Annotated in this window: 14 protein-coding genes; 5 read left to right on the forward strand and 9 right to left on the reverse strand. The window is 67.9% G+C overall.

The genetic code is table 11. The features are described 5' to 3' along the window. From AC1D1T_RS25265 to AC1D1T_RS25285, 5 genes are all read left to right on the forward strand, one after another. Positions 1 to 411: cell division protein FtsQ/DivIB (locus AC1D1T_RS25265; RefSeq protein WP_477992707.1), on the forward strand; the 411-nt coding region annotated here is incomplete at its 5' end. Between the two features lie 16 nt (positions 412 to 427). Beyond that, complete coding sequence (gene ftsA / locus AC1D1T_RS25270) at positions 428 to 1657, forward strand: cell division protein FtsA (RefSeq protein WP_047505746.1); 1230 nt, start codon at positions 428 to 430, stop codon at positions 1655 to 1657. Positions 1658 to 1817: 160 nt separating this feature from the next. After that, positions 1818 to 3017: a cell division protein FtsZ gene (gene ftsZ / locus AC1D1T_RS25275; RefSeq protein ID WP_047505983.1), complete on the forward strand. Its 1200-nt coding sequence runs from the start codon at positions 1818 to 1820 to the stop codon at positions 3015 to 3017. Between the two features lie 116 nt (positions 3018 to 3133). Then, entirely contained in the window at positions 3134 to 4069 is a 936-nt protein-coding gene (lpxC, locus tag AC1D1T_RS25280) for a UDP-3-O-acyl-N-acetylglucosamine deacetylase (protein WP_477992708.1), read from the forward strand. A 31-nt stretch (positions 4070 to 4100) separates the two neighbouring features. Further along, positions 4101 to 4343 (forward strand): hypothetical protein, encoded by a 243-nt coding sequence (locus tag AC1D1T_RS25285; RefSeq protein WP_047505750.1) that lies wholly within the window; start codon positions 4101 to 4103, stop codon positions 4341 to 4343. Positions 4344 to 4988: 645 nt separating this feature from the next. Here AC1D1T_RS25285 and AC1D1T_RS25290 read toward each other — a convergent pair. From AC1D1T_RS25290 to AC1D1T_RS25330, 9 genes are all read right to left on the reverse strand, one after another. Then, a complete protein-coding gene (locus AC1D1T_RS25290) occupies positions 4989 to 5219 on the reverse strand; it encodes a hypothetical protein (protein WP_477843928.1) in 231 nt (76 codons plus the stop codon). A 25-nt stretch (positions 5220 to 5244) separates the two neighbouring features. Then, complete coding sequence (locus AC1D1T_RS25295; RefSeq protein WP_477829678.1) at positions 5245 to 5481, reverse strand: hypothetical protein; 237 nt, start codon at positions 5479 to 5481, stop codon at positions 5245 to 5247. A 30-nt stretch (positions 5482 to 5511) separates the two neighbouring features. Further along, positions 5512 to 6966, reverse strand: coding sequence for a cytochrome c oxidase accessory protein CcoG (ccoG, locus tag AC1D1T_RS25300; protein ID WP_477843930.1), 1455 nt, complete (start codon positions 6964 to 6966; stop codon positions 5512 to 5514). A gap of 4 nt (positions 6967 to 6970) precedes the next feature. Next, positions 6971 to 7882: a cytochrome-c oxidase, cbb3-type subunit III gene (gene ccoP, locus AC1D1T_RS25305; RefSeq protein WP_477843932.1), complete on the reverse strand. Its 912-nt coding sequence runs from the start codon at positions 7880 to 7882 to the stop codon at positions 6971 to 6973. Further along, positions 7879 to 8040, reverse strand: a complete 162-nt coding sequence (locus AC1D1T_RS25310; RefSeq protein ID WP_477827240.1) for a cbb3-type cytochrome oxidase subunit 3 — start codon at positions 8038 to 8040, stop codon at positions 7879 to 7881. The genes ccoP and AC1D1T_RS25310 overlap by 4 nt, the downstream gene beginning before the upstream one ends. A 12-nt stretch (positions 8041 to 8052) precedes the next feature. Beyond that, on the reverse strand, positions 8053 to 8682 hold the full coding sequence (gene ccoO, locus AC1D1T_RS25315) for a cytochrome-c oxidase, cbb3-type subunit II (RefSeq protein WP_477827239.1): 630 nt from the start codon (positions 8680 to 8682) through the stop codon (positions 8053 to 8055). Between the two features lie 16 nt (positions 8683 to 8698). Continuing rightward, the gene (ccoN, locus tag AC1D1T_RS25320; protein WP_477827238.1) at positions 8699 to 10141 is read right to left on the reverse strand and encodes a cytochrome-c oxidase, cbb3-type subunit I; all 1443 of its coding nucleotides are present in this window, start codon (positions 10139 to 10141) and stop codon (positions 8699 to 8701) included. A 29-nt stretch (positions 10142 to 10170) separates the two neighbouring features. Next, positions 10171 to 10365 carry a cbb3-type cytochrome oxidase assembly protein CcoS gene (gene ccoS, locus AC1D1T_RS25325; protein ID WP_047505057.1) on the reverse strand — a complete coding sequence of 65 codons (195 nt, stop codon included), beginning with the start codon at positions 10363 to 10365 and terminating at the stop codon, positions 10171 to 10173. Positions 10366 to 10374: 9 nt separating this feature from the next. Then, positions 10375 to 10736, reverse strand: a 362-nt coding sequence (locus tag AC1D1T_RS25330) for an HAD hydrolase family protein (RefSeq protein ID WP_477992709.1), incomplete at its 5' end; no start/stop codon positions are given.

A 10736-nucleotide genomic window follows, 5' to 3' on the forward strand; every position in this document is an offset into this window, starting at 1 on the left:
CTGGTCAACACCGAGGGCGAGGTGTTCGAGGCCAACCTCGGCGACGTGGAAGACGACCGGCTGCCGACGCTGGCCGGCCCGGACGGCAGTTCGGGCCAGGTGCTCGCGATGTACCGCCGGCTCGCACCGCTGTTCGCGCGGCACGAGTTGGAGATGGATGCGCTGTCGTTGAGCGGGCGCGGCTCGTGGCATGCGGAGTTCGACAGCGGCGCCGAGGTCGAACTGGGCCGCGGCACCGATGAGGAAATGCAGGCACGCGTCGAGCGCTTTCTCGGCACGCTGCCGCAGGTGATCGCGCGCTACCAGCGGCCGCTGGTCTATGCCGACCTGCGACACAACGAAGGCTATGCGGTGCGGCTCAAGGGCATCACCACGACGCTGGAGGCTGCGGCCCCCGGCAGACGGAAATGAGAGGGTGACACGAAACATGGCCAAGGAATACAAGGACCTGGTGGTCGGCCTCGACATCGGCACCGCGAAGGTGATGGCGGTGGTGGCCGAGGTGCTGCCTGACGGCGAGCTGCGCGTCGCCGGGCTCGGCATCGCCTCGGCCCACGGCCTGAAGCGCGGCGTGGTGGTCAACATCGATGCGACGGTGCAGAGCATCCAGCAGGCGCTGAAGGAGGCCGAGATGATGGCCGACTGCAAGATCACGCGCGTCTACACCGGCATCACCGGCAGCCACATCCGCGGCCAGAACTCCACCGGCATGGTGATCGTGCGCGACAAGGAGGTCACGCCGGTCGACGTGGCGCGCGTCGTCGAGACCGCGAAGGCGATCAACATCCCGAACGACCAGCGGCTGCTGCTGGTCGAGCCGCAGGAGTTCGTGATCGACGGCCACGAGGTCAAGGAGCCGATCGGCATGAGCGGCGGCCGGCTCGAGGTGAAGGTGCACATCGTGACCGGCGCGCAGAGCGCGGCCGAGAACATCGTCAAGTGCGTGCGGCGCTGCGGGCTGGAAGTGGACCAGCTGGTGCTGAACCCGAGCGCGTCCAGCCATGCGGTGCTGACCGAGGACGAGAAGGACCTGGGCGTGGCGCTGGTCGACATCGGCGCCGGCACCACCGATGTCGCGATCTTCACCGACGGCGCGATCCGCCACACCGCGGTGATCCCGATCGCCGGCGACCTGATCACCAGCGACATCGCGATGGCGCTGCGCACGCCGACCAAGGATGCGGAGGAGATCAAGGTCGAGTACGGCGTGGCCAAGCAGCTGCTGGCCGACCCGAGCGAGAACCTGGAGGTGCCGGGCCTCGGCGACCGCGCGCCGCGCATGCTGAGCCGCCAGGCGCTGGCTGGCGTGATCGAGCCGCGGGTGGAAGAGATCTTCTCGCTGGTGCACCAGGTGATCCGCGAGAGCGGCTACGAGGAGCTGCTGTCCAGCGGCATCGTGCTGACCGGCGGCGCGGCGGTGATGCCGGGCATGGTCGAGCTCGGCGAGGACATCTTCCTGAAGCCGGTGCGCAAGGGCATCCCGACCTACCACGGCTCGCTGCACGACATGGTGGCGAACCCCCGTTCGGCCACCGTGATGGGCCTGCTCGAGGAGGCGCGGCTCGGCCGTGCGCGCGGCATCAAGGCCGCGCAGCAGGCCGGTTCGGTGAAGACGCTTTTCGGTCGCGCCAAGGACTGGTTCCTCGGCAATTTCTGACACACCACGGAGAACGCGCATGACGACAAACGCATCCGCAAGCCTCGGCCTCGAGCTCCGTGGCAGCAGGTATCCCCCATGAAGAACAACAACACACCAGACGAGGACTCATCAGAGTCCCACCCCAGAACGGCAACTGCAACAAGGATTGGAGAACACCATGGCCATTGAAATGATCGAAGACTTCGACCTGGGCACGCAGATCAAGGTGATCGGCGTCGGCGGCGGCGGCGGCAACGCGGTCGACCACATGATCTCGCGCGGCGTGCAAGGCGTGGAGTTCGTCTGCGCGAACACCGACGCGCAGGCGCTGAACCGCTCGACGGCGCACCACCTGATCCAGCTCGGCAGCACCGGGCTGGGCGCCGGCGCGAAGCCGGAGGCCGGCCGCGCCGCGGCGGAAGAAGCGGTCGACCGCATCCGCGACTCGATCAAGGGCGCGAACATGCTCTTCATCACCGCCGGCATGGGCGGCGGCACCGGCACCGGCGCCGCGCCGGTGATCGCGCGCATCGCGAAGGAGATGGGCATCCTGACGGTCGGCGTGGTCACCAAGCCGTTCGACTTCGAAGGCAACCGCCGGATGAAGGCGGCCGACGCGGGCCTGGCCGAGCTGGAAGCCAACGTCGATTCGCTGATCGTGATCTTGAACGACAAGCTGCTCGACGTGCTGGGCGACGACGTGACGCAGGACGAGGCCTTCGCGCATGCCAACGACGTGCTGAAGAACGCGGTCGGCGGCATCAGCGACATCATCCACATCCCGGGGCTGGTCAACGTCGACTTCGAGGACGTGAAGACGGTGATGAGCGAGCCGGGCAAGGCGATGATGGGCACGGCCACGGCCAGCGGCCCGGACCGCGCGCACAAGGCGGCCGATGCGGCGGTGGCCTGCCCGCTGCTGGAGGGCATCGACCTGTCCGGCGCACGCGGCGTGCTGGTGCTGATCGCTGCCGGCAAGGGCAGCTTCAAGCTGAGCGAGAGCCGCAACGCGATGAACACCATCCGCCGCTATGCCGCGGACGATGCGCACGTGATCTACGGCACCGCCTACGACGAGAGCCTGGGCGACCAGCTGCGCGTCACGGTGATCGCCACCGGCCTGAGCCCGGCCAAGCGCGTGGCTGCGCCGATCAGCGTGGTCCACACGCAGGTCGCGCAGCGCACCGGCACCGACAACATCCCGGTGCTGACGCAGCCGGTCAACCCGCCGGGCGGCGGCGCGCACGACTACAGCAGCCTGAGCGTGCCGAGCGTCTGGCGCAACGGCCGCACGGCCGCGGCGAAGGTGGATGCGCTGGCGAGCAACGGGATGGACGAGATCGAGATCCCGGCGTTCCTGCGCAAGCAGGCGGATTGATGACCCACCCCCGAGGCGCTGGCGCGCCTCCCCCTCGAGGGGGCGCCCCCAGTGGCCCGGCAAAGCCGGTTCCACGGGGGCCGCTGGGTTTGCTCGTCCGGACCTAAAATCGTTCGATGCTTGCCCAACGCACCCTCAAGTCCCTGACGCGCGCCGTCGGCGTCGGCGTGCACGGCGGCCAGCGCGTCGAGCTGACGTTGCGGCCGGCGCCGCCCGACACCGGCATCGTGTTCCGCCGGATCGACCTGCCGACGCCGGTCGACATCCCGGTGGCGGTGCTGTCGATCTCGGAGGCGCGCATGGCGACCACGCTGTCGCTGAACGGCGACCCGGGGGCGCCGAAGGTCAACACCATCGAGCACCTGCTGTCGGCCTGCGCCGGGCTCGGCATCGACAACCTGCGCGTCGACATCACCGCCGAAGAGGTGCCGATCCTCGACGGCTCGGCCGCATCGTTCGTGTTCCTGCTGCAATCGGCGGGCATCGAGCTGCAGGATKCGCCGAAGCGCTTCATGCGCATCCTGAAGCCGGTGGAGGTGCGCGAGGGCGAGGGGCCGAAGCTGAAGTGGGTGCGGCTCGAGCCGTACAGCGGCTACCGGCTGACCTTCGAGATCGACTTCGACCACCCGGCGGTCAACCAGACCGGCCAGCGCGTGGTGTTCGACATGGGCTCGGGCCACTACAAGCGCGACATCGCGCGCGCGCGCACCTTCGGCTTCACGAAGGATGTCGAGATGATGCGTTCGCGCGGGCTGGGCCTGGGCGGCAGCATGGACAACGTGATCGTCGTCGACGACTACCGCGTGCTGAACTCCGATGGGTTGCGCTACGACGACGAGTTCGTCAAGCACAAGATCCTCGACGCGATCGGCGACATGCAGGTGGCCGGCCACCCGCTGATCGGCGCGTACACCGCGTACAAGTCGGGCCATGCGCTGAACAACAAGCTGCTGCGCGCGGTGCTGGCCGATGCATCGAGCTACGAGATCGTCAGCTTCGAGGACGAACGCGAAGCGCCGGCGGGCCTCGCCGCGCTGGCCCCGGCGTGGTGACGCCCTTCAACCCCAACTTCCCGCACCCCWGATGGCCATCTTCAGCTGGATCATGCTCGGCCTCGCGGCGCTGCTGCTGCTGGGCAGCGGCATCGCATGGGGCCTGTTCCTCGCGATGGACGATTCGGACTGGCAGAAGCTCGGCATCAAGGTGTTCCGCATCGCGATGGTGGTGCTGCTGTTCTACGTGAACGGCATGGTCTACGCGCACATCGTCGCGGTGTTTCGCGGGGCGCCGCCGGTGGTGCAGGTGCCGCTGCCGGATTCCGACTGAGGCTGCTTCTGCTTGGCTCGGCGCGGCGGGTGGCGTGAGGGGCTGGGGGCTCGGCTGGGTCGGTCGACCCTGGCGGGCCGACTGCACGAAGAAGCTCGGCTTCGGGGGTGCATCGGCAAACTCCCGCCACTCACTTCGTTCGTTGTGGTCAAACACAGCCGATGAGTATGTCTACGAAGCGCGCTGGCGCGCGCCACCCCCGAARCCGATCTTCTCCGTCGCCCCAGAAGTCGCCCCCAGCCCCTCCCGCCACCCGCCCCGCCGCGCAACACCACCCGCTCTTGTTGAGGGGAAAAGACTGAAGTGATCGACGAAGCGCGCCAACGCTCGCACGCTCGTCGGTCACTTCAGTCTTTTCCCCCAAACACAGACGGGCGGTGGCCGCAAAGGCGCGGGTGGGGAGGCTGTGGAGCGCCAATCAGGACGGGGCGCCGGAGCTGGCTGGTTTCATGGCCCGCGTGCGCAGCACGCTTCGTGAACTGACTGTCGCACACTGTTTGACCACAGTGAGCGAAGCGAACGGAGGGAGTTTGGGCGACGGGCCATGAAACCAGCCGGCGGAGGGAAGTCTTTGCCCCGCCAGGGGCGAAGACCGCACCGGCCGGCGAGCCACAGCCTCCCCACCCGCGCCTTTGCACGCTCAGATCAAGGCGCCTCTTCCCACAGCAACGCCGTCAACGCTGAAGACGTCGCGATCACGCCCCAGAAGATCAGGAAGGTCACGCTGTAGATCGCTTGCGGCGACCAGCCGATCAGCGGCCCGCCGAACCACTGGAATTCGTTCGGGTCGACGACCACGAAGACCAGCATCTCCAGCACGCCTGCCATCAGGAAGGCCGGCCACAGGATCGTGATGAAACGGGTGCTCCGTGTCATGGCGGCTCCCGCAGGTTGATGAGGCTCAGGGCGCCGGCGTCGCGGCATGGTTGCGCGCCTGCTGCGCCGGCGCCGCCGGCGTCTTGGCCGCTGCCACGCGCGCCGCGGCACTCGACGGTTCGTCCAGCACCGGGTCGATGTGCGTCAGCGCCAGCACCATCGTCGCCACGCCGGCCACCACCACGGCGGCCGGGCCGCTGATCACCAGCCACACCATCCTGTAGCGCCACCACGGCAGCGCGATCGGTCGGGTCGGGGTCATGCTCTTCTCCTTGTCGTTGGGTGAACGTGTTCAGCGAGGCACCATGAAGGTMGATTTCTCGTGCACCTCGGCGGCAGCCTCGCTGCCCATCCGCTCGATCTCGAAGGCCAGCGGGTGGGCGCCCGGGCCGAGCGCGGCCGCGCGCTCTGGCGGCAACTGCACCCGCACCGCGAACCAGCGGGCCTCGGTCGGGCCGACCTCGACCTCCCGCGTGCTCGCGATCGTCGCCTGCTCGATGCCGGTCACGCGCACCCGGTAGCGCTGTACCGCTTCGGTCGCATTCATCACCTGCAGCCGGTAGACGTTCTCGACACGGCCGTCTTCCACCTGGCGCGCCAGCGTGCCGCGGTCGCGCACCACGTCGACCTTGAACGGCTGGCGCAATGCGATGCTCGCGACGAATCCGACCGAGATCGCGACCATCACCGCGCCATAGACCAGCACGCGCGGGCGCAACACCCGCCGCAGCATCTGCGCCTGCGTCCAGCCCTGGTTCATGCCGTTCTGCGTCGCATAGCGGATCAGCCCGCGCGGATAGTTCATCTTGTCCATCACGCCATCGCACACGTCGATGCACGCGGCGCAGCCGATGCACTCGTACTGCAGCCCCTTGCGGATGTCGATGCCGGTCGGGCACACCTGCACGCACAGCGTGCAGTCGATGCAGTCGCCCTTGCCGAGCGTTTTCGCATCGGCACTGCGCGGCCGCGAGCCGCGCGGCTCGCCGCGCTTCTCGTCGTAGCCGATCACCAGCGTGTCATGGTCGAACATCGCGCTCTGGAAGCGCGCGTACGGGCACATGTACTTGCACACCTGCTCGCGCATGTAGCCGGCATTGCCATACGTCGCGAAACCGTAGAACAGCACCCAGAACCATTCCCATGGCCCGAAGCCCAGCTGCAGCGCCTCGGCGGCCAGCACCCGGATCGGCGTGAAATAGCCGACGAAGGTGAAGCCGGTCCACAGCCCGATCGCGATCCACGCCACCTGCTTGCCGCCCTTGCGCAGCAGCTTGTTCACCGACCACGGCGCCGCATCGAGCTTCATGCGTGCGATGCGGTCGCCTTCCAGGTGGCGCTCGACCCACAGGAAGATCTCGGTGTAGACCGTCTGCGGGCACGCATAGCCGCACCACAGCCGCCCGGCCACCGCGGTGAACAGGAACAGCGCATACGCGCTCAGCACCAGCAGCCCGGTCAGGTAGATGAAGTCCTGCGGGTACAGCACCAACCCAAAGATGTAGAAGCGCCGCGCCTCCAGGTCGAACAGCAGCGCCTGCCGGCCATTCCACGCGAGCCACGGCAGCCCGTAGAACACCAGCTGCGTCGCCCACACCAGCGCCCAGCGCCAGGCCGCGAACAGGCCGTGCACCGCGCGCGGGTAGATCTTGGCCTCGCTCGCATAGAGCGAGACCGTGGCCACCGGCGTGATCGGGATCACCCGCTTGGCGTTGCGTGTCTCGTGGCCCACCTCGGGATCGGCCATCGCGTCACTGCGCAAGCGCAGGGCCCCGGTTCGACAGGCTCCAGACATACGAGGCCAGCACGTGGATCTGCTCCTTGCTGAGCCGCTCCTTCTGCGCCGGCATCACGTTCAGCTTGCCGTTGTTGATCATCGCGGTGATGGCCTCCTCGCCCCAGCCGTGCAGCCACACCTTGTCGGTGAGGTTGGGCGCGCCGAGTGCCTGGTTCCCCTTGCCGTCGATGCCGTGGCAGGCGGCACAGGCCATGAAACGCTGCTTGCCGAACTGCGCGGTCGAGTCGTGCGCGCTGCCCGACAGGCTCAGCACGTACTGCGCGACCTCGTGGATCTCCTGCGGGCCGCCGATTGCCGCCGCCATCGGCGGCATCATCCCCTGGCGCCCCTCGGTGATCGTCTCCTCGATCTTCTCCGGCGTGCCGCCGTGCAGCCAGTCGGCGTCGGTCAGGTTCGGGAAGCCCTTGCTGCCGCGCGCATCCGAGCCATGGCAGGCCGCGCAGTTGTTGATGAACAGCCGTTCGCCGATCGCCATCGCCTGCGGCTCGGCCGCGAGCTTGTCGGCCGGCAGCGCGGCAAAGCGCGCATACAGCGGCGCCATCTCGGCCTGCGCGGCGCGCTGCTCCTGCTCGTACTGGCCGAGGCTGGTCCAGCCCAGGCTGCCGGCGTTGCTGCCGAAGCCGGGGTACAGGAACAGGTAGGCCAGCGAGAACACCACCGTCAGCACGAACATCACCACCCACCACATCGGCAGCGGGTTGTTCAGCTCGCGCAGGTCCTCGTCCCACACGTGGCCGGTGCTGTTGTCGGCGGCCATCACCTCGCGGCGGCTCGCGATGAACAGCAGCACCAGGCAGGCCAGCAGGCCGAGCAGCGTCACCGCGCCGATGTAGATCGACCAGCCCTGGCTGAAGAAGTCGCTCATCGCGCATCTCCTTCATCGCTGCCATCCGGTTCGAAAGGCAGGCGTGCCGCTTCGTCGAATCGCGACTGGTTGCGCCGCGACCAGGCCCAGGCGGCAATGCCCAGGAACACCAGCATCGACAGCACCGTCACGCCACTTCTGAGGTCGTTGACATCCATGGGTCTTGCTCCTTACTTCACCGAGGTGCCGAGCACCTGCAGGTAGGCGATCAGCGCATCGATCTCGGTCCTGCCCTTCACGGCCTCGCCGGCGGCGGCGATCTCGGCATCGGTGTAGGGCACGCCGACGCGGCGCAGCGCAGTCAGCTTCGGGGCCATGTCGGCCGGGTCCAGCGCGGCCTTGGCGAGCCACGGGTAGGCCGGCATGTTCGATTCCGGCACCAGGTCGCGCGGGTTGAGCAGGTGCACCCGGTGCCACTCGTCGCTGTACTTGCCGCCCACGCGCTGCAGGTCCGGGCCGGTGCGCTTGCTGCCCCACTGGAACGGGTGGTCGTAGACGAACTCCCCGGCCGTCGAGTAATGGCCGTAGCGCAGCGTCTCGGCGCGGAACGGGCGGATCATCTGCGAGTGGCAGTTGTAGCAACCCTCGCGGATGTAGACGTCGCGCCCGGCCAGCTGCAGCGCGGTGTAGGGCGCGAGGCCCGGCGCCGCCTGCGTGGTGGAGCGCTGGAAGAACAGCGGCACGATCTCCACCAGCCCGCCGACCGCGATCACCAGCAGGATCAGCACGATCATCAGGAAGTTGTTGGTCTCGATCTTCTCGTGCGAGAAGCCGGGGGCGTTATTGCTTGTGTTGGCCATTTGGTTGCTCCGTGGCTCAGGCGTGGGCCGGGGTCAGCGCGGGGACAGGCACCGGCCGGTAGCGGCCGGCGGTGGCCGTCTTCACGACGTTCCAGCCCATGATCAGCATGCCGGCCAGGTACAGCAGCCCGCCCGCCAGGCGCACCACGTAGAAGGGGAAGGTCGCCTTCACGCTCTCGACGAAGCTGTAGACCAGCGTGCCGTCGGGGTTGACCGCGCGCCACATCAGGCCCTGCATCACACCGGCGATCCACATCGCGGCGATGTACAGCACGATGCCGACCGTCGCGATCCAGAAGTGCAGCTCGATCGCCCGGGTGCTGTACATCGTCGTGCGGCCGAACATGCGTGGCACCAGGAAGTACAGCGTGCCCATCGACACCAGGCCGACCCAGCCGAGCGCGCCGGAATGCACGTGGCCGATGGTCCAGTCGGTGTAGTGGCTGAGCGCGTTGACCGTCTTGATCGACATCATCGGCCCCTCGAAGGTGCTCATGCCGTAGAACGACAGCGAGACGATCAGGAACTTCAGGATCGGGTCGTCGCGCAGTTTGTGCCACGCCCCCGACAGCGTCATGATCCCGTTGATCATCCCGCCCCAGCTCGGCGCCAGCAGCACCAGCGAGAACAGCATGCCCACGCTCTGCGCCCAGTCGGGCAGCGCGGTGTAGTGCAGGTGGTGCGGGCCCGCCCACATGTACGTGAAGATCAGCGCCCAGAAGTGCACGATCGACAGCCGGTACGAGTACACCGGCCGCTCGGCCTGCTTCGGGATGAAGTAGTACATCATCCCGAGGAAGCCGGCCGTCAGGAAGAAGCCGACCGCGTTGTGGCCGTACCACCACTGCACCATCGCGTCCTGCACGCCGGCGTAGGCGGAGTAGCTCTTGGTCAGGCTCACCGGAATGGCCGCGCCGTTGACGATGTGCAGCAGTGCCACCGCCAGGATGAACGCGCCGAAGAACCAGTTCGCGACGTAGATGTGGCGCACGCGGCGCACCGCGATCGTGCCGAAGAACACCACCGCGTACGACACCCACACGATGGCGATCAGGATGTCGATCGGCCACTCGAGCTCGGCGTACTCCTTGCCCTGCGTGATGCCCAGCGGCAGCGTGACGGCGGCCGCGACGATCACCGCCTGCCAGCCCCAGAACGTGAAGGCCGCGAGCTTCGGCATGAAGAGCCGCGCCTGCGAGGTGCGCTGCACCACGTAATAGCTGCTCGCGAACAGCGCGCAGCCGCCGAACGCGAAGATCACCGCGTTGGTGTGCAGCGGCCGCAGCCGGCCATAGCTGAGCCAGGAGATGCCCAGGTTCAGTTCGGGCCAGGTCAGCTCGGCCGCGATGAACACGCCGACCAGCATCCCCACCACGCCCCACAGCACCGCCGCGAGCGAGAACCAGCGCACGCTCCAGTCACTGAAGACGGGCTGCGAGGCCGCAGAATCCTTCGACATAGATTGCCTCTTCTTTCACCATGATTGCTCTACGGTGATTCTTGGAGCGACACGTCGGCGGGGGGTTGACGTTGATCAAGGGCGAGGTCGTCGGTCTGCAGAATCCGCAGGCCCTCGTCGTCGAGGTCGTCGAATTGGCCACGGTTCAGCGCCCAGCCGAACACGCCGAGCAGCGCGAGCACCAGCAGGGCCGACAGCGGGATCAGCAGGTAGAGGATGTCCATCGTCGGGCTTCAGCGCGCCAGGCGCAGCGAGTTGGCGATGACCAGCAGCGAGCTGAGCGCCATGCCCAGCCCCGCGGCCCACGGCGGCAGCAAGCCGGCCAGCGCGAGCGGGATGCAGGCGGCGTTGTAGAGCGCCGACCATGCGAGGTTCTGCCGCACCACGCGCACCGTGCGGCGGGCCATGTCGCGCGCGTCTTCCAGGCCGCCCAGCCGGTTCGAGACCACCACCAGGTCGGCGTTCGAGCGGGCGACCAGCGCGCCGTGGCCCATCGCGAACGACACGTCGGCCTGCGCGAGCACCGGCGCGTCGTTGATGCCGTCACCCACCATCGCGACGCAGCGGCCCATCGCCTGCTCGCGCTGCACCGCGG

The organism is Rhizobacter sp. P2_H3, from assembly GCF_056403355.1.